Raw genomic sequence first — 19065 nt, forward strand, 5'->3', positions numbered from 1 at the left:
ATCCTCGCATCCGCGCACGGCCCGCCGTAGACGCCCCACGGGAAGGAAGCCGATCTTGTGAGACGCCCACTGGATAGGACTCATTTCGGACAAGAAGAAACAGTCTCGCTTGCGCGGTCTCCGGAACGACGGCTAGACCACTCCGAATGACGGTTTTCACCGGCGCTGGGGTCCGGGTGATCGGGCTCATCTCCGGCACGTCGATCGACGGGATCGACGTGGCGGCCGCCGAACTGCGCGCCGACGGGGACACGGTGGTGCTTTCCCCGCTCGGCAAACTCGAAGTCCCGTATCCCGAGGCGCTGCGCGAGGCCTTGATCGACGCCCTGCCGCCGAACCCGTGCAGCGCCGAGCAGCTCACGAAACTCGACACCCTGGTGGGGCAGGCCTTCGGCGAGGCGGCCGCGCGCGGCGTCGAGGAGCTGGCCGGTGGTCACGCGGACGTCGTCGCCTCACTGGGCCAGACGGTGTTCCACTGGGTCGAGGAAGGAACCGCTCGCGGCACCCTGCAGCTGGGCAACCCGGCGTGGATCGCCGAGCGCACCGGGCTGCCCGTCGTGGCCGACCTCCGCGTGCGCGACGTCGCCGCCGGCGGGCACGGCGCACCGCTCGCCAGCACGCTGGACGCCTTGTGGCTACGGGAAATGGCGGCGCTCGGCCCGGTCGCGGCGCTCAACATCGGCGGTATCGCGAACATCACCGTGGTCCCCGCCGACGGTGCCGTGCTCGCCTACGACACCGGACCCGGCAACGCCTTGATGGACCTCGCCGCGCACCGCGCCACCGGACAGCGCGCCGACCTCGACGGCGCGCTCGCCCTGCGCGGCACCGTCCGGCCCGACCTGCTAGCGAAACTGCTGCTCGACCCGTACTACGCGGCCGCGCCGCCGAAATCCACCGGCAAGGAACTGTTCCACGGCGCGTACCTCGACAGGGCGCTCGACGGACTCCCGCCTGTCGGCGCGGAAGATCTCCTGGCGACCCTGACCGAGCTGACCGCGGTGACGATCGCCGCGGAATGCCGTCGCCATGACATCGCCACGCTGATCGTCTCCGGTGGCGGCGCCGACAACCCGGCGCTGATGGCCGCGCTCGCCCGGAATCTGCCCGGCGCGGCCTTGAAGACCAGCGACGACCACGGCCTGCCACGCGCGGGCAAAGAGGCATACCTGACCATTCTGCTCGGCTGGCTGACCTGGTCCGGCGTCCCGGGGAATCTCCCGTCGGCGACCGGGGCCCGGGGCGACCGGCTGCTCGGCAGCATCACCCCTGGCGCGGGCCCCCTGCGACTGCCCGCGCCTCATGACTCAACCGTGACCCGGCTACGGGTGGCGGCGACGACCGGCGAGCGATAGGAGATACGGATGCGCGCACTTGACCTCGCGATCATCGGGCTTTTTCTGGTCGGTATGCCCCTGTTGGGCGTCTGGATCGGCGGCAAACAGAAATCCGGCTCCGACTACTTCGTCGGCGAAGGCAAGATCTCCTGGTGGGTGGCCTGCCTCTCGGTGGTCTCCGCGGAGACGTCCACCCTCACCGTGCTTTCCGTGCCGACGGTGGCCTACATCGCGACCCCCGGCGACGGCGGGATGACGTACCTGGCGCTGGCGATCGGCTACATCGTCGGCCGGATCGTGGTGTCGATGGTGCTGTTGCCGCGCTACGTGGCGGGCAATCTGGTCACCGCGTACGCCTTCCTGGGCAAACGGTTCGGCAGCGGATTGCAGGGCACCGCGTCGGTGACCTTCCTGCTCACCCGGACGCTGGCCGACGGCATCCGGCTGTTCGCCACCGCGATCCCGATCAAGGTCGTGATGGCGGCCTACGGCCTGAACGTCTCGTACTGGACCATCGTGGTCGGGCTCGGTATCGCGATGGTGCTCTACAGCTTCTTCGGCGGGGTCCGCGCGGTCGTCTGGGTCGACGCGATCCAGATGCTCTGGTACATCCTCGGCGCGGTCGTGGTGATCTGGGTGATCTCCGGCAGGCTTCCGGACGGCTGGTTCGGAAAAGCCTTCGACGCCAACAAGTTCCAGATCCTCGACTTCTCCTCGAACATGCTCACCGGGCAGTACGCGCTGCTGACCGCCGTGATCGGTGGCGCGGTGCTCTCGATGGCCTCGCACGGCTCGGACCAGCTGATCGTGCAGCGGCTGCAAGCCACCAACGACCTGCGCGCCGCGCGGAAGGCCTTGGTCGCCAGCGGTTTCGTGGTCTTCATCCAGTTCGCGCTGTTCCTGTTCATCGGCGTGCTGCTGTGGGCGCTGTACAACGGCCTGGCCCCGACCAAGCCGAAGCCGGAAGGCCTCGGGCTGGCCAACAAGGACGAGCTGTTCGCGAACTTCATCGTGAACGACCTGCCGAGCGGGCTTTCGGGCTTCGTGATCGCCGGGATCCTCGCCGCCGCACTGAGTTCGTCGCTCGGCGCGCTGGCCTCGTCCACGGTGACCGACGTCTACGAACGGGTGATCGGCCGGGAACTGCCGGAAGCCGAACGGCTGAAGCACGGCCGGATCTGGACGATCGTCTGGGCGGGCGCGCTGATCCTGTGCGCGGGTTTCTTCGCCTCCTCCAACAAGACCTCGGCCGATCCGATCGTGGTGCAGGCGCTCGGCATCACCGGCTACACCTACGGCGCACTGCTCGGCGCGTTCCTCCTGGGCCTGCTGATCAAACGAGCCAGGCAGGCGGACGCGATCGTGGCGTTCGTTTCGACGGTGGTCGTGATGGCGTTCATCATCCTCGGCGTCAAGTTCAACAAACCGGACGGCAGCCTGATCGGCGTCGACTTCAGCAAGGCGTCGGGGAACACGGTGGCGCTGGCGTGGCCCTGGTACACGCTGTGCGGTGTGATCATCACGCTCGTGGTCGGCGGACTGCTCTCGCTGCGGCACAGCAGCCCGGATCCGCTCACCGAAGAGGTGAGCAAAGAACCGGAATCCGTTTGATCACAACGGTTTCTTACTACATGTGTTCTGCGTCACAGTCATGAACAAGCCTCTGGTCATCTCCGTGTCGGCGATGGGACCCGCCGGCCCGAGGCGGGATGAGGAGAGGCGAAATCATGAAGCGAACGACCGTGGCCATCGCCGTCGGCGCCTTGCTGATCGGCGGTGGCACCACCGCGTACGCCGCGACGAGCGGCGGCGTACCGGACGCGATCAAGGTGCCGGACGGGAACAAGCGTCTCGCGACCTACCGGGGCGAAGGCGTGCAGATCTATGGCTGCACCGGCGGGGCGTGGACGCTGATCCAGCCCGCCGCGACCCTGAGCCGCCGCGGGCAGACCATCGCGCTGCACAGCAAGGGTCCGGTGTGGACGTCCACTGTGGACGGCAGCACGGTCGGGGCGGCGGCGGTGCCCGGCGCCTCCGTCCCCCGGCCGAACGCGGTGCCGGAGCTGCTGCTGAAGGCGAACCTGAACAGCGGTGACGGGGTGTTCGGCAAGGTCACCTACGTCCAGCGGCTCGACACGCGCGGCGGACTCGCCCCGGCCGGCACCTGCGCGACAGGCGCGCAGACGGCCGTCCAGTACTCGGCCGACTACGCGTTCTGGGTCGCGAAGTAGTGACGAGCGCGGTGAAGGGGGCTTCCCCGCATCGCGCGAAGCGATCGGTGCGGGTGGTCGTGAGTGGCAAGTGGCGTTCTAGCGAACACGTATTTGCCCACCCAGTGGTGTGGCTGGCGAGTGTGGAGGATTTGGGACGTTGAACGTCCCGGATCTTCCACGCTCGGTCTCGTTGGTGAGGGAGTCGGGGCAGTGAACGTCCCGAGTCTGTCGTCGGCGGAGCCCTGTTTCGTCGTGGGCTGGTGCTGCATGCTGGTGTGGTCGACGGCTGCCACCGGTCGGGACCGATACGACCTTGATCAAAGTCCAAGACCGGGTGCTCGGGCGCGGAACCACCACTCACGCCCCCTCGACCCAAGGCGGACTGGTGGAAGGCGACGTTGCGAAAGCCACTTTCGCAACATCCGAGGTCGAAAGCGCTAAGCGGGAACCGGGTCCTCTTCCGAGGTCCGGAGCCGCTGCGAGATCACCTTGGTGATGCCGTCGCCCTGCATCGAAACGCCGTACAGGGCGTCGGCGATCTCCATGGTCGGCTTCTGGTGGGTGATGATGATCAGCTGCGAAGAATCCCGCAGCTGCTCCAGCAGCCCGATCAGCCGTCGCATGTTGGTGTCGTCGAGCGCGGCCTCGACCTCGTCCATGACGTAGAAGGGCGAAGGCCGGGCGCGGAAGATCGCCACCAGCATGCCGACGGCGACGAGCGACTTCTCGCCACCGGAAAGCAGCGAGAGCCGCTTGACCTTCTTGCCCGGCGGGCGCGCTTCGACGTCGACACCGGTGGACAGCAGATCGTTGGGCTGGGTCAGGACCATCCGTCCTTCACCGCCCGGGAACAGCACGCCGAACACGGTCTCGAACTCGCGCGCGACGTCCTCGTAGGCCGACGCGAAGACCTCCAGGATCTTTTCGTCGACCTGCTTGATGACGGCTTCGAGGTCCTTGCGGGTGTCCTTGAGGTCTTCGAGCTGCGTCGAGAGGAACTTGTACCGCTCCTCCAGCGCCGCGAACTCCTCCAGCGCCAGCGGATTGACCTTGCCCAGCAGGCTCAGGTCCTTTTCCGCGCGCTTCGCCCGGCGGGCCTGGGTGTCGCGGTCGAACGGCATGGGCGGCGGTGGGGTGACGTCCTCACCGCGTTCCTTGGCCGCCTCGTACTCGGCCATCTCCCCCGCGCTCGGCGGCACGGGGTTTTCCGGTCCGTACTCGGAGACGAGGTCTTCGAGGCCGATGCCGAAGTCTTCGGCGATCTTGGTTTCGAGCTGCTCCAGCCGCAGCCGCTGCTCGGCGCGCAGCACCTCGTCGCGGTGGACGGCGTCGGTGAGCTTCTCCAGTTCACCGGTCAGCTCGCGGACCTTGCTGCGGACCTGGGTCAGCGCGGTCTCCCGCGACTGCCGCTGCGCCTGCGCCTCGTCCCGTTCGTGGGCGGCGCGCTGCACGGAGACCTCGATGCGCTCCAGCGCGATCTCGCCGCCGTTGACCACCGCGTTGGCGATCTCGGCGCCGCGTTTCCGCGCGGCCCTGGACTTTTCGGCGCGATCACGGGCCTGCTGCTCTGCGTGCGCGGCCCGGCGGAGCGATTCGGCCTTGCCCTGGATGCTCCGCGCGCGCTCCTCGGCGGTGCGCAGCGCGAGGCGCGACTCCATCTCCTCCTGGCGGACCGTGCCGAGGTCTTCGGCGGCCTGGTCGCGCTCGGCGGTGTCCGGATCCTCGTCGACTTCCTGTTCGGCGACGGCGGTCAGCCGCTCTTCGAGTTCGGCGAGCTGCTGCAACGCCTGTTCCCGGCTCTGCTCGACCTTCGCGCGCTGAGTGCTCAGGCGGTCCATCTCGGCCTGTGCGCCGCGCGCGGCCTGCTGCAGGCGGTTCAGCCGCTCGGACGAGCGCGCCTTGCGGACCTTCGCGTCCCCGAGCGCTTCCTTGGCCCTGCCGACCTCTTCGCGCCGCGCCTGCTGCCCGGCACGGGCGCCTTCGAGTTCCGCGGCGGTGCGTTCCAGCGCGCGCTCGGCGGCGTTCAGCCGATCGCCCGCCTCGTCGACCGCGGCCTGCACCTCGATGACGCTCTCGCTGCGGGCCGAACCGCCGACCGCCCAGCGGGCGCCGAAGACGTCGCCCTCGGGCGTGACAGTGCTGACCTCGGGGTACACCTCGACGAGGCGGCGCGCGGACTCCAGACCGTCCACAATGGCCACCCGGTCGAGAGCGTGCTCGACGGCGGACCGCAACGCCGGCGGCGCCGTGACCACTTCCCGCGCCCAGCGCGCGCCCTCGGGCAGCGACGGCCAGGAGCCGGTGTCCACAGTGGACCCCAGGCCGCCGAGCAGGATGCCCGCGCGGCCGGAGTCGTTGTCCTTCAAGAACTTCAGCGCGGCGAGCGCGTCTTCGCCGCCGTTGACCGCGACCGCGTCGGCGACCGGGCCGAGCGCCGCGGCCAGCGCGACCTCGTGGCCCGCCTCGACGGTGAGCAACGCGGCCACCGAACCGAGCAGGCCCGGCAGCTCGTGCTGAGCGCCGAGCAGCGCGCCGGCGCCGTCCTTGCGGCGCAAGCCCATCGACAGCGCCTCGACGCGCGCCTTCTCCGACGCGATCTCGCGTTCGGCGGACCGTTCGGCCTTGACCAGTTCCTCGACCCGCGCCTTGGCGGCGTTGTTGGCCTCCACCGCGCGGTCGTGGTGGGCTTGCAGGTCGAGGTCGTCGGACTCCTCCACGCCACCTTCGGCCTTGGCCTCTTCGAGTTCCTCGACGGCGATTTCCGCGCGCTCGGCGGCCTCTTCGAGCGAAACGGTGAGCCTGTCGATCTCGTCGGAGGTGGCGCCGTTCTTGCTGCGCAACGCCTCGACCTGACCGGTGAGCTTCGCGAGCCCTTCCCGGCGATCGGCGATCGCGCGGACCGCGGCCATGTGCGCGCGCTCGGCGGCCTGGACGAGGTGTTCGAGCTGCTCCCGCTTCTGCACGGTCTCCGACAGCACCATGCGGGCCTCGGCGACGGCCTCGTTGAGCTCCTGTTCCCGCTCGGCGACCTGCTCGGCCTCGGCCAGCAGCTCTTCGGGGTCGCGGCCGGTGCTCGCCTGCTGCACGTCGGACGAGAGGTGCCGCTGACGCTCCAGCGCGAGCCGCACGGTGCCGCGCAGCCGCTCGGTCAGTGCGGAAAGCTTGTACCAGGTCTCCTGGGCCGCGGCGAGGCGCGGCGCGTCCTCGGCGAGCGACGCTTCGAGCTCGGCTTCCTCGGCGGCGACGATCTCCAGCGCCTGCTCGACCTCGCCACGACGCTGCCGGGCGACCCGCTCGTCGGCCTCCTCCTTGGCGATGCCCGCGCGCTGGGTGACCAGGTCGTGGGCGAACAGCCGCAGCCGGGCGTCGCGCAGTTCGGACTGCACCCACTGCGCCTTGCGGGCGATCTCGGCCTGCTTGCCCAGCGGTTTCAGCTGGCGGCGGAGCTCGGTGGTGAGGTCGCCGAGGCGGTCGAGGTTGCCCTGCATGTTCGCGAGCTTGCGCAGGGTCTGTTCCTTGCGCTTGCGGTGCTTGAGGACACCGGCCGCCTCTTCGATGAAGGCGCGGCGCTCCTCGGGTTTGGATTCGAGGATCGCCGAAAGCTGGCCCTGCCCGACGATGACGTGCATCTCGCGGCCGATACCGGAGTCCGACAGCAGTTCCTGCACGTCCATCAGACGGCAGCGGTCGCCGTTGATCTCGTACTCGCTCGCGCCGTCACGGAACATCCGGCGGGTGATCGAGACCTCGGAGTACTCGATCGGCAGCGCCCCGTCGGCGTTGTCGATGGTGAGGGTGACCTCGGCGCGCCCGAGCGGGGCGCGGCCGGCGGTCCCGGCGAAGATGACGTCCTCCATCTTGCCGCCGCGCAGGTCCTTCGCGCCCTGGGTGCCCATGACCCAGCGAAGCGCGTCGAGGACGTTCGACTTGCCGGAGCCGTTCGGGCCGACCACACAGGTGATGCCCGGCTCGAAACGCAACGTCGTCGCCGAGGCGAAGGACTTGAAGCCCTTGAGCGTCAGGCTCTTCAGGTGCACGTCGTGCTGACCCCTCTGGCTGCGGGAACCGGTCGTTCAATCGGTCCAGGCTACCTGTGCGCTCACCGTGATCGTGGGACGCGGGGCGTCAACGCTCCACGAACCCGCTGATCCCGCCTTTCGCGGGCGACCAGCGCTCGACGACGTGATCCACACTTCCGGGTGATTCGCCGGACCTCAAAGCCGCCAAAAGCCGCTCACAGTGTTCTCGAACACCCTCCGCTACCACCTCGACACGTCCGTCGGCCAGGTTGCCCGCGCTGCCGACCAACCCCAGCTCAAGCGCCCGGCTGCGGGTCCACCAGCGGAAACCGACCCCCTGCACGCGACCGTGGACCCACGCGGTCAGCCTGATGTGCGTTAGTTCTTCACTCACGTCCCCTATCGTGCACCACGCGGATGAACGCGGAGGGTGAACACACCGTTCGCAGCGGTTCGCAGACAGTGAAGCCACGGTGATAATCTCCGCGCCGGGTCCCCACTTTGGGCTACCTCGCCCGGGTAGCCGGAAGCGTCCCGGTGTTCTCTCACCAGTCGCTTCACTCCCCGAAGTCCCCCATCCGAGGAGCCAGCCCATGTCCCGTCCCGACGGGTCTGATCCGAGCGCACGCGTGTCCGTGGCACCCCCGCGCGGCGCCACCGGCAAGCTCAACCGTGCCGGCTACGCCGTACTCGGCGTCAGCGGCCTCGTGGTGGCGACGGCCTTCGCCGCGATCGCCGAACTGGCGGGCCCCGGCGTCTCCGCCACGGCTGGCGGCACCGGCGTCCCCGGCGGACAGGGCACGTCCCCCGCCGGTGTCCAGCTGGTCCCGGGCAACGCCGTCCCCGGCGGCCCGATGACCGTCAGCGGCTCGCCGATCCCCGGCGCTTCGTCCAGCTCGTCGGCGCCGCCGACCACGGTGACCTCGGTCGGCCCGGACGGCAAGGCGACGACGAGCGTCGTCGCGCCGCCGCCCGTGGTGCCCCCGCCGGGTGGCGGTGAGCCGCCACACACGGTGACTCCGACGCCTCCGACCAAGACCACGCCGACGACATCGACGAAGACGACCCCTCCTCCGACGACGACCACCCCGTCGGACCCGCCGACCACGCCGAACAGCTCTACCCCGCCGGGCGGCGGCTCCAGCTCCAGCGGCGCTCCGGATTCCTCGCCAGCCCGGTCCAGCACCTCCGGCACCGACACCTCCACGAGCAGCGCCCAGTAAGACTTCGTAAGTCCGTGAAGGCCTCCTTGCCTACCTTGAGGGTAGGGAAGGAGGCCTTCACTACATTCCGGCGCCGGACTCGCGATCGTCACGTGCGCCCCGCATGCACCAGCAGTCACAGCGGCGAGTACATGAAGGCCCCCTTCACTGCGCCTAGCGCAAGGAAGGGGGCCTTCATGTACAGCAAGCGGGCAAGCGCCGGCACCGACGCCTCAACCGGTCACATCTCGAAGCGGTAGCCCATGCCCGGTTCCGTCAGCAGGTGCCGCGGCCGCGAGGGTTCCGGTTCCAGCTTTCGCCGCAGCTGCGCCAGATACACCCGCAGGTAGTGCGACTCGGTCTCATACGTCGGCCCCCACACCTCGTGCAGCAGCTGCTTCTGCGCCACGAGACGCCCCCGGTTGCGCACCAGCAGTTCCAGCACGCCCCATTCGGTCTTGGTGAGGTGCACTTCCTTGCCGTCCCGGCGCACCTTCTTGGCCGCCAGGTCGATCCGGAACGAGCCCGTGTCCACCACCGCGTCCGCACCGTCCACACTGGACGTCGCCGAGCGGCGGACGGCGGCGCGCAAGCGCGCGAGGAGTTCGTCCATGCCGAAGGGTTTGGTGACGTAGTCGTCGGCGCCGGCGTCGAGGGCCTGCACCTTGTCGGCCGAGTCGCCGCGCGCGGACAGCACGATGATCGGCACCGTGGTCCAGCCGCGGAGCCCGGCGATCACCTCGGTGCCGTCGAGGTCCGGCAGGCCGAGGTCGAGCACGACGACGTCGGGTTTGGTCTCGGCGACGGCCTTCAGCGCGGCCGTCCCGTCGTGCGCGGTGATCACCTTGTAGCCGCGGGCGGACAGGTTGATCCGCAGGGCTCGCACGATCTGCGGTTCGTCGTCGACGACCAGAACGGTCGCCGACGCGGTGTCGGCGCTCATCGCACTCGCTCCTCCTCTTCGTTTTCCAGGCCCTCGTCGTCGAAGGCGAGGAGGCTCTTTTCCGGATCCTGACCAACATATGCGGGCAGCGAGATGACGACGGTGAGCCCGCCGCCCGGCGTGTCCTCCGCCCGGATCCGCCCGCCCATCGCCTCGGTGAACCCCTTGGCGACCGAAAGCCCCAGTCCCACGCCGGGCACGCTGTCCCGGTCTCCCCCGAGCCGCTGGAACGGCGCGAAGGCCGAGTCCGCGGTGCCCTTCTTGAGCCCGCGCCCGTGGTCGATGATGCGCAGTTCGACGTGGTCCGAATGCGTGCTGGCCCGCGCCGCGACCGGTTCGCCGGACGCCCCGTGCCGCAGCGCGTTGTCGACCACGTTCGCCACGACCCGTTCCAGCAGGCCGGGGTCGGCGCACACCGACGGCAGCCGCGAGTCGATCGCCACCACGACCGAATCCGAGTTGTCCACATTGGACAACGCGTGCGCGACGACCTCGTCGTAGCCGACGGGGCGCAGGTGCGGGCGGACGGCGCCGGTCGCCAGCCGCGACGAGTCGAGCAGGTTGTCGATCAGCCCGGCGAGCCGGTCGGCCGATTCCTCGATCGCTTCGAGCAGCTCGTCGGTGTCCTCTTCGGACAGTGAGATGTCGGTCGCGCGCAGGCTGCCGATGGACGCCTTGATGGACGTCAGCGGAGTGCGGAGGTCGTGTCCCACGGCCGAAAGGAGCGCCGTGCGCAGTTCGGTCGCCTCGGCCTTGCGTTCGGCGCGGACGGCCGCCTTCGCCGTCCGCTGCTGCCGCAGGGCCAGCAGCGCCTGCCCCGCGACGGCTTCGAGCACTCCCCGGTCCGACGCGGGCAGCGCGCGGCCCCGCAGCGTCAGGTGGACGTCGGCGGTGACGGCGATGTCGGCGTCGGCCTGGTCCGGGTCGGCGCAGGGATCCGTGCCGGCGTTCGCGACCCGTTTCCACTTCCCGTCCCGCTTTTCCAGCAGCGTCACCGAAGTCATCCCGAAGTTCTCGCGGACCTTCTCCAGCAGCCGCTCGATCGGGTTGGTGTGCGTGAGCACGGTCCGCGCGTAGGACGCGAGCAGCGCCGCCTCGGTCCGCGCCCGCGCGGCCTGCGTCGCGCGCCGGGCGGCGGTGTCGACGACCGCCGCGACGAGGATCGCCACCAGCACCATCGCGACCAGGGTGATCACGTTGCGCGGTTCGTGGACGGTCAGGTTGTACAGCGGCGGGGTGAAGAAGAAGTTCAGCAGCCCGGCCGAGACCACCGCCGCGAGCAGCGCGGGCCCGAGCCCGCCCACGAGCGCGACCAGCACCGTCGCGAGGACGTAGTCGATCACATCGGTGGAGAAGTCCAGCTGATCCCTCAGCACGACACCGAGCAGCGTCGCCAGCGCCGGCAGCACCAGCGATAGCGCCCAGCCGGTCAGGCGCCGCGATGGCGTCAAGGGGCTCCGGTTGAACCTGGCGCGCAGCCGTCCGCCCGCCTGGGCGTGCGTGACCATGTGGACGTCGATCGGGCCGGACCGCTGGACGACGGCCGCGCCGATGCCCTCGTCGAACAAGCGCGCCACCCGCGAACGCCGCGAGGTCCCGACGACCAGCTGGGTCGCGTTCACCCCCTGCGCGAAGTCGAGCAGCGCCGTCGGCACGTCGTCGCCGACGACGGTGTGGAAGGTCGCGCCGACCTCCTCGGTGAGCTTCCGGTACTTGCCGACCGCCGTCGGCCCCATCCCGGCGAGCCCGTCCCCGCGCAGGATGTGCAGCACCTGGAGTTCGGCGCCCGCCCGGTTCGCGATGCGGCTCGCGCGACGGATCAGCGTCTCGCTCTCCGGGCCGCCGGTGATGGAGACGACCACCCGTTCGCGTGCTTCCCACGTGTCGGTGATCTTCTGCTCGGCCCGGTACCGCTGCAACGCCACGTCGACCTGGTCGGCGACCCACAGCAGCGCGAGCTCCCGCAGCGCGGTGAGGTTGCCGGGCCGGAAGTAGTTGCCCAGCGCCGCGTCGATCCGCTCGGCCGGGTAGACGTTGCCGTGCGCGAGACGCCGCCGCAGCGCCTCGGGCGTGATGTCCACCAGCTCCAGCTGTTCGGCCCGCCGCACGACCTCGTCGGGCACCGTCTCCTGCTGGGTGACGCCGGTGATGCGCTCGACGACGTCGTTGAGGCTCTGCAGATGCTGCACGTTGACCGTGGAGAGGACGTCGATCCCGGCGGCGAGCAGCTCGTCGATGTCCTGCCAGCGCTTCTCGTTGCGCGAACCCGGCACGTTGGTGTGCGCGAGTTCGTCGACGACGGCGACTTCGGGGGCGCGGGCGAGCAGCGCGTCGAGGTCCATCTCCTCGAACTCGTGGTCCCGATGCTCGGACCGGCGGCGTGGCACGGTTTCGAGCCCTTCGACGAGCTCCGCGGTCTTCTTGCGCCCGTGCGTCTCGACCAGGCCGATGACCACGTCGGTGCCCCGGTCGAGGCGGCGTCGCGCCTCGCCGAGCATCGCGTAGGTCTTGCCGACGCCCGGGGCCGCGCCGAGGTAGATCCTCAGCTCACCCCGGCGCGGCTTGGTCGTGTTCTCGTCCACGTCTGTCAGTGTGCTCCTCCGGCCGCGTCGCGCACGGCCAAGTTGACCTTCAGCACAGTGACGCCCGGCGCGCCGATCCCGGCGCCGCTCGTGTTCTCGGCCACGAGCTGCCGGACCTTCTCCTCCGGCAGACCGGTGTTCCGCGCCACACGCGGGATCTGCAGGTCCGCGTAGGCGACGCTGATCGCCGGGTCCATGCCCGAGGCCGAGGCCGTGACCGCGTCGGCGGGCACCTGCGACTCCTGGACGCCTTCGCGGGCGGCGACGATCTTCTTGCGCTCGCCGATCGCGGCGACCAGGTCCTCGTTGTACGGGCCCTTGTTCGAGGCACCGGAGGACGACGGGTCGCCGGGGCCGAGAACGTCCTTCGATCCCGCGGACGGGCGGTTGTGGAACCACGGGTCCTTGGCCGGGTCGGCCGCGACCGGGTCGACGCCGATCAGCGACGAACCGACGGCTTGCCCGTCCTGGGTGATGATCGAGCCTTCGGCGTTGTCGTGGAGCCCGGGGATCCGGGACACCGCCCACACACCGAGCGGGTAGACGACGCCGAGGAGCACGGTCATCACGAGCAGGACGCGCAGCCCGGCGAGGGTCTGCTTCAGCAGTGCGTTCATGGCGTTACCCGATTCCAGGGATGAGACGGACGAGCAGGTCGATCAGCCAGATCCCGAGGAACGGGCTGACGATCCCGCCGAGGCCGTAGACCAGCAGGTTCCGGCGCAGCAGCGCCGAGGCGGACGACGGCTTGTACCGGACGCCGCGCAGGGCGAGCGGGATCAGGCCGACGATGATCAGCGCGTTGAAGATGACCGCCGACAGGATCGCCGACTTCGGCGTCGCCAGCTGCATGATGTTGAGCGCGCCGAGCTGGGCGAAGATGCCGGTGAACATCGCGGGCAGGATCGCGAAGTACTTCGCGAGGTCGTTGGCGACGCTGAAGGTGGTCAGCGCGCCGCGGGTGATCAGCAGCTGCTTGCCGATCTCCACGATCTCGATCAGCTTCGTCGGGTCGGAGTCGAGGTCCACCATGTTCCCCGCCTCCTTGGCGGCGGAGGTCCCGGTGTTCATCGCGACGCCGACGTCGGACTGCGCCAGCGCGGGGGCGTCGTTGGTGCCGTCGCCGGTCATCGCGACCAGCCGCCCGCCCTCCTGCTCCTTCTTGATCAGCGCCATCTTGTCTTCGGGTTTGGCCTCCGCGAGGTAGTCGTCGACACCCGCGTCGGCGGCGATGGCCTTCGCCGTCAGCGGGTTGTCCCCGGTGATCATGACGGTCTTGATGCCCATCGAGCGGAGCTGGACGAACCGCTCCTTCATCCCGGGTTTGACCACATCGGACAGCCGGATCACGCCGCGCACGAACGCTTTCGCGCCGTCGTACTCCGCGACCACCAGCGGGGTCCCGCCCTGCTGGCTGATCTCGTCGACGACACGTTCGGTCTCGTCCGGCATGTCGCCGCCGCGTTCGCGGACCCACTCCCTCACGGCGGCGGTGGCCCCCTTGCGGACCTGGCGCTCACCGACGTCGATGCCGCTCATCCGGGTCTGCGCCGTGAACTCGACGAAGTCCGCGAGTTTCTCGTCGTCGGACGCCGTCTCCGCGAGGCCGTGTTCCCTCGCGACGAGTTCGACGATGCTGCGGCCTTCCGGGGTGCCGTCGGCGAGGCTGGACAGCCTCGCCGCCTTGGCGATGTCGTCCACAGTGGACGCGCCGACCGGGATCAGTTCGGTGGCCTTGCGGTTGCCGAAGGTAATCGTGCCGGTCTTGTCCAGCAGCAGCGTCGAGACGTCGCCGGCGGCTTCCACCGCGCGGCCGCTCGTCGCGAGGACGTTGCGCTGCACCAGCCTGTCCATCCCCGCGATGCCGATCGCGGACAGCAGCGCGCCGATCGTCGTCGGGATCAGGCAGACCAGCAACGCGGTCAGCACGATCACGGACTGCTGGCTGCCGGAGTAGCCCGCCATCGGCTGCAGTGCCACGACGGCGAGCAGGAAGATGATCGTGAGCGTCGAGAGCAGGATCGTCAGCGCGATCTCGTTCGGCGTCTTCTGCCGGGAAGCGCCCTCCACGAGCGCGATCATGCGGTCCACAAAGGACTCGCCGGGTTTGGTGGTGATCTTCACGACGACCCGGTCCGAAAGCACCGTGGTGCCGCCGGTGACCGCGCACCGGTCGCCGCCCGATTCGCGGATGACCGGAGCCGATTCGCCGGTGATGGCCGATTCGTCGACGGTCGCGATGCCTTCGACGACGTCGCCGTCGCCCGGGATGACCTGCCCGGCCTCGACGACCACGAGGTCGCCGACGCGCAGATCGGCGCCCGGCACGTTCTCCTCGTCGCCGTCCTCGGTGAGACGGCGCGCGACGGTCTCCTTCTTGCTGCGCCGGAGGGTCTCCGCCTGCGCCTTGCCCCGGCCCTCCGCGACGGCCTCGGCGAGGTTCGCGAACAGGACGGTGAACCACAGCCAGATCGTGATGAGGATGGTGAACACGCTCGGGTCGGTGATCGCGAAGACGGTGGTCAGCGCCGAGCCGACCCACACCACGAACATGACCGGGTTGGCCAGCTGGTGCTTGGGGTTGAGCTTGCGCAGCGCCTCCGGCAGCGAGGTCAGCAGCTGACGCGGGCTGAAGATCCCCGCACCGACGCGGCCCGTGTTTTCGCTGTGGTGCTGGGATATCTCCTCGGGAGTGCGTTCCTGAGTCATGGTCATGCGAGTGCCTCTGCGATGGGCCCGAGCGCGAGCGCCGGGATGAAGGTGAGGGCCGCGACGAGCACGATCGTGCCCGCGAGCATCGTGCCGAAGAGCGGTCCGGTGGTGGGCAGCGTGCCGGCGGTCTCCGGGACCTTCCGTTGCGAGGCAAGGGATCCGGCGAGGCACAGCACGGCGAGGATGGGGATGTACCGGCCGAGCAGCATGGCCACCGACAGCGACGACTGGAACCAGTCGTTCGTCACGGTGAGCCCGCCGAACGCGCTGCCGTTGTTGTTGCCCGTCGACGCGTAGGCGTAAAGGACCTCGGAGAGTCCGTGCGCGCCCGAGTTGGTCATGGCGGCCGGGGTGTCGGCCAGCATCAGCGCGATCCCGGAGCCGAGCAGCACCACGGTCGGCATCGCCAGCATGGCGACGGCCGCGCAGGTGACCTCGCGTTTGCCGAGCTTCTTGCCCAGGTACTCCGGCGTCCGGCCGACCATCAGCCCGGCGAGGAACATCGCGATCACGGCCATCACGAGGATGCCGTAGAGACCGGTGCCCACCCCGCCCGGCGAGATCTCACCCAGCAGCATGTTGAGCAGGACCCCGCCGCCGCCGAGCCCGCTGTAGCTGTCGTGCGCGCCGTTGACCGCGCCGGTCGACGTGCCGGTGGTCGCGGTGGCGAACAGCGAACTCAGGCCGATGCCGAAGCGCTGTTCCTTGCCCTCCAGGTTCGCCCCGGCGGCCAGCGACGCGGGGCCGCTCGCGTGGGCTTCGGAAAGCCACGTCACCGCGAGCATCGCGGTGAACAGCGTGGCCATCACCGAAAGCAGGACGTACCCCTGCCGTGTGTTCCCGACGAGCTTGCCGAACGTGCGCGTGAGCGAGACCGGGATGACCAGGATCAGGAAGATCTCGATCAGGTTGGTCCACGCGTTGGGGTTCTCGAACGGGTGCGCGGAGTTGGCGTTGAAGATGCCACCGCCGTTGGTGCCGAGTTCCTTGACGGCTTCCTGGCTCGCGGCGGGCGCGAGCGCGATCTTGCTGGTGCTGCCGTCTGGGTTGAGGACGTCGACGCCGCTCTTGAGGCTCTGGACGACGCCGAGCGCGATCAGCACGATCGCCGCCACGAACGCGATCGGCAGCATGATCCGGATCGTGCCGCGGGTCAGGTCCACCCAGAAGTTGCCGAGGCGGTCGGTCTTCGCGCGCACGAAGCCGCGGACGACCGCGACGGCGACCGAAAGGCCGACGGCGGCGGACAGGAAGTTCTGCACGGTCAGACCGGCCATCTGCACGAAGTGACCCATGGTCGCTTCGGGGCTGTAGGACTGCCAGTTCGTGTTGGTCACGAAGCTGACGGCGGTGTTGAAGGCGACCGCCGGGGAGACCGGTTCCTTGCCGAGGCTCCACGGCAGGATCGCCTGAAGCCGCTGAAGCAGGTACAGGAAGACGACGGAGACGAACGAGAAGCCGATCACGGCGGACGCGTAGGTCTTCCAGTGCTGTTCCGAACCGGGGTTCACCCGGAACAGGCGGTACAGGCCGCGTTCGGCCTTGGTGTGCTTCTCGGTCGAGAAGACGCGCGCCATGTAGTCGCCCAGTGGCCGGTAGACCACGGCGAGCGCGACGAGGAGGAGGCCGGCCTGCAAGAGGCCGGCCATCGTGTCTGACATCAGAATTTCTCCGGCCTGACCAGTGCGATGAACAAATAGACGATCAGCCCCAGCGCCAGCAGTCCGCCGACGACGTTGGCCACGGTCCCCGTGCCGGTCACAGCTTTTCCATACCGCGAAGGGTCAGGGCGAGAACCACGAATACGCCGATCAGGAGCACGGCGTAGAGCAAGTCGGCCACTAGGCACCTCTCAGGACAGGTCACCCCATCGGTGACCAGGACCCCGCAACACTGCGCCTGGTCAGACCGGTTCCGGTGATCGACTGACGGCCTCTTGATGCCCCGATCGGGTGCCTTTACGACTTCTTGATGCCCGGTGACGTGCCCCACAGACCGTGACGCACCGAGGACGGAGCGTGCAATTCGGGCAGACAAGCCGCGCGAAGCGTGTTACACCAGTGTTACCGATAGTTGTATGCGCTAACTAATCATCGGGAGGTAGCGATGTGCGGAATCGCAGGGTGGGTCTCCTTCGACACGGACCTGACACAACGCCGTGAGGTCGTCGACGCGATGACCGCGACCATGGCGTGCCGCGGGCCGGACGACTCGGGCACCTGGGTGCGGCCGAGCGTGGCGCTGGGTCACCGCCGGCTGGCGATCATCGACCTGCCGGGCGGCAGGCAGCCGATGGCCGAGGCCGGGCTGGCCGCGATGGTCTACAGCGGCGAGGCGTACAACTTCACCGAGCTTCGCGAGGAACTTCTCAAGCGGGGCCACAAATTCGAGACCGACAGCGACACGGAGGTCGTGCTCCACGGCTATCTGGAGTGGGGCGACGAGGTCGTCGACCACCTCAACGGGATGTACGCCTTCGCGATCTGGGACGAGCGCGAAGAGAAGCTCGTGATGATCCGCGACCGCATGGGCATCAAGCCGTTCTACTACTACCCGACGTCAGACGGCGTCCTCTTCGGCTCCGAACCGAAGGCGATCCTCGCGAACCCCTTGGCGCGCAAGGTGGTCGACACCGACGGCCTGCGCGAACTGATGTCGATGACCAAGACCCCGGGCTGGTCGCTGTGGAAGGGCATGTACGAGGTCGGGCCGGGCACGATCGTCACCGTCGACCGCTCCGGGATCCGCACGCGGACGTACTGGAAGCTCGACGCGAAGCAGCACACGGACGACCAGGAGACCACCGTCGAGCGGGTCCGCGAGCTGATGACCGACATCGTGCACCGTCAGCTGATCGCCGACGTGCCCCGCTGCGTCCTGCTCTCCGGCGGCCTCGACTCCAGCGCCGTCACCGGTCTCGCCGCCGCGCGGCTGGCCGAACAGGGCGAACGGCTGCGCACGTTCTCGGTCGATTTCCAGGGCCAGGAGGACAACTTCCAGCCGGACGAGATGCGGGACACCCCGGACTCGCCCTTCATCCGCGACGTCGCGCAATTGGTCGGCTCCGACCACAAGGACGTCGTGCTGAACCCGGCCGAGCTCAGCGATCCCGAGATCCGCCGCAAGGTGCTGACCGCGCGGGACATCCCGGCGGGGCTCGGCGACATGGACACGTCGCTGTACCTGCTGTTCAAGGCGATCCGCGCGGAATCCACGGTGGCGCTTTCGGGCGAGTCGGCCGACGAGGTCTTCGGCGGGTACCGCTGGTTCCACGACGACGCCGCGGTGAACTCGGGGACCTTCCCCTGGCTCGCTTTCCGGACGGGGCTCACCAGCGAGCGGGGCGCCCTCCTGCGGGAAGACGTCCGGGACAAGCTGGACCTGACCGGCTACGTCGCCGACCAGTACGCCACCGCCGTCGCCCAGGTCGAGCACCTCGACGGCGAGACCGAGCAGGACCGGAAGATGCGGACGGTCTGCAACCTCCACCTGAGCCGGTTCGTGCGGATGCTGCTGGACCGCAAGGACCGGGCGTCGATGGCCGTCGGACTCGAAGTGCGGGTGCCGTTCTGCGACCACCGGCTCGTCGAGTACGTCTACAACACGCCTTGGTCGCTGAAGACGTTCGACGGCAGGGAAAAGAGCCTGCTGCGGCACGCCACGAAGCATGTCCTGCCCGCCTCCGTGCGCGACCGGGTCAAGAGCCCGTATCCGTCCACACAGGACCCGGGCTACGCGGCGGCGTTGCAGCAGCAGGCCAAGGAGGCCCTGACCGAACGGGACAACCCGGTTTTCTCGCTGGTGGACCGGGACTGGCTGCACCGGGCGTCCGAAGTGGATCCGGCGACGATGCCCTCGGTCCAGCGCGCCGGGATCGACCGGGCGCTGGACCTCTACCACTGGTTCGACCTGTACCGGCCGGAACTGCAGCTGGATTGAGCCTCTGGTCCGGGGGCGGGGGGGGGCGGGGGGGGGGGGCGGCGGGGGGCGCCCCCCCGCCCCGGGCGGGGGGGGGGGGCGGCCCCCCGCCCGCCCCCCCCCCAGCACAGAGGGTGGG

The 19065-nt window shown here is 69.3% G+C and carries 13 protein-coding genes; 4 read left to right on the forward strand and 9 right to left on the reverse strand.

The window, feature by feature from the left end:
- The first annotated feature begins 146 nt into the window (after positions 1-146).
- The 3 genes from ACFWMR_RS15390 (at position 147) to ACFWMR_RS15400 (ending at position 3568) form a co-directional block, all read left to right on the forward strand.
- Complete coding sequence (locus ACFWMR_RS15390) at positions 147-1355, forward strand: anhydro-N-acetylmuramic acid kinase (protein ID WP_378378813.1); 1209 nt, start codon at positions 147-149, stop codon at positions 1353-1355.
- Between the two features lie 9 nt (positions 1356-1364).
- Entirely contained in the window at positions 1365-2948 is a 1584-nt protein-coding gene (locus tag ACFWMR_RS15395; protein ID WP_378378814.1) for a sodium:solute symporter, read from the forward strand.
- Between the two features lie 116 nt (positions 2949-3064).
- The gene (locus tag ACFWMR_RS15400) at positions 3065-3568 is read left to right on the forward strand and encodes a DUF3455 domain-containing protein (RefSeq protein ID WP_378378815.1); all 504 of its coding nucleotides are present in this window, start codon (positions 3065-3067) and stop codon (positions 3566-3568) included.
- A 419-nt stretch (positions 3569-3987) separates the two neighbouring features.
- Here ACFWMR_RS15400 and smc read toward each other — a convergent pair whose 3' ends face one another.
- From smc to kdpF, 9 genes are all read right to left on the reverse strand, one after another.
- The gene (gene smc, locus ACFWMR_RS15405) at positions 3988-7587 is read right to left on the reverse strand and encodes a chromosome segregation protein SMC (protein ID WP_378378816.1); all 3600 of its coding nucleotides are present in this window, start codon (positions 7585-7587) and stop codon (positions 3988-3990) included.
- Positions 7588-7675: 88 nt separating this feature from the next.
- Complete coding sequence (locus tag ACFWMR_RS15410; protein WP_093938235.1) at positions 7676-7963, reverse strand: acylphosphatase; 288 nt, start codon at positions 7961-7963, stop codon at positions 7676-7678.
- A 285-nt stretch (positions 7964-8248) separates the two neighbouring features.
- Entirely contained in the window at positions 8249-8764 is a 516-nt protein-coding gene (locus ACFWMR_RS15415; protein WP_378378817.1) for a hypothetical protein, read from the reverse strand.
- Positions 8765-9012: 248 nt separating this feature from the next.
- The gene (locus ACFWMR_RS15420; protein WP_005154857.1) at positions 9013-9714 is read right to left on the reverse strand and encodes a response regulator; all 702 of its coding nucleotides are present in this window, start codon (positions 9712-9714) and stop codon (positions 9013-9015) included.
- Positions 9711-12296, reverse strand: a complete 2586-nt coding sequence (locus ACFWMR_RS15425) for a DUF4118 domain-containing protein (protein ID WP_378378818.1) — start codon at positions 12294-12296, stop codon at positions 9711-9713. Before ACFWMR_RS15425 ends, ACFWMR_RS15420 begins: the two co-directional genes overlap by 4 nt.
- A 5-nt stretch (positions 12297-12301) precedes the next feature.
- On the reverse strand, positions 12302-12913 hold the full coding sequence (locus tag ACFWMR_RS15430; protein ID WP_378378819.1) for a potassium-transporting ATPase subunit C: 612 nt from the start codon (positions 12911-12913) through the stop codon (positions 12302-12304).
- 4 nt (positions 12914-12917) lie between these two features.
- On the reverse strand, positions 12918-15011 hold the full coding sequence (kdpB, locus tag ACFWMR_RS15435) for a potassium-transporting ATPase subunit KdpB (RefSeq protein WP_378378820.1): 2094 nt from the start codon (positions 15009-15011) through the stop codon (positions 12918-12920).
- Positions 15008-16669 (reverse strand): potassium-transporting ATPase subunit KdpA, encoded by a 1662-nt coding sequence (kdpA, locus tag ACFWMR_RS15440; RefSeq protein WP_378378821.1) that lies wholly within the window; start codon positions 16667-16669, stop codon positions 15008-15010. The genes kdpB and kdpA overlap by 4 nt, the downstream gene beginning before the upstream one ends.
- Positions 16669-16770 carry a K(+)-transporting ATPase subunit F gene (gene kdpF / locus ACFWMR_RS15445; RefSeq protein WP_020630647.1) on the reverse strand — a complete coding sequence of 34 codons (102 nt, stop codon included), beginning with the start codon at positions 16768-16770 and terminating at the stop codon, positions 16669-16671. Before kdpF ends, kdpA begins: the two co-directional genes overlap by 1 nt.
- 344 nt (positions 16771-17114) lie before the next feature.
- Between kdpF and asnB the strand changes: the two genes are divergently transcribed.
- Positions 17115-18947 (forward strand): asparagine synthase (glutamine-hydrolyzing), encoded by a 1833-nt coding sequence (asnB, locus tag ACFWMR_RS15450; RefSeq protein WP_378378822.1) that lies wholly within the window; start codon positions 17115-17117, stop codon positions 18945-18947.
- Positions 18948-19065 lie beyond the last annotated feature (118 nt).

Origin of the sequence: Amycolatopsis thailandensis, from assembly GCF_042723255.1 — a bacterium.
GTDB lineage: Bacteria > Actinomycetota > Actinomycetes > Mycobacteriales > Pseudonocardiaceae > Amycolatopsis > Amycolatopsis thailandensis.

What these genes read in the sequence shown, in the direction of transcription:
- ACFWMR_RS15390 (WP_378378813.1), top strand. Translation starts at nt 147, where the DNA reads ATGACGGTTTTCACCGGCGCTGGGGTCCGGGTGATCGGGCTCATCTCC.
- ACFWMR_RS15395 (WP_378378814.1), top strand. Translation starts at nt 1,365, where the DNA reads ATGCGCGCACTTGACCTCGCGATCATCGGGCTTTTTCTGGTCGGTATG.
- ACFWMR_RS15400 (WP_378378815.1), top strand. Translation starts at nt 3,065, where the DNA reads ATGAAGCGAACGACCGTGGCCATCGCCGTCGGCGCCTTGCTGATCGGC.
- asnB (WP_378378822.1), top strand. Translation starts at nt 17,115, where the DNA reads ATGTGCGGAATCGCAGGGTGGGTCTCCTTCGACACGGACCTGACACAA.
- ACFWMR_RS15420 (WP_005154857.1), bottom strand. Translation starts at nt 9,714, where the DNA reads ATGAGCGCCGACACCGCGTCGGCGACCGTTCTGGTCGTCGACGACGAA.
- ACFWMR_RS15430 (WP_378378819.1), bottom strand. Translation starts at nt 12,913, where the DNA reads ATGAACGCACTGCTGAAGCAGACCCTCGCCGGGCTGCGCGTCCTGCTC.
- kdpB (WP_378378820.1), bottom strand. Translation starts at nt 15,011, where the DNA reads ATGACCATGACTCAGGAACGCACTCCCGAGGAGATATCCCAGCACCAC.
- kdpA (WP_378378821.1), bottom strand. Translation starts at nt 16,669, where the DNA reads ATGTCAGACACGATGGCCGGCCTCTTGCAGGCCGGCCTCCTCCTCGTC.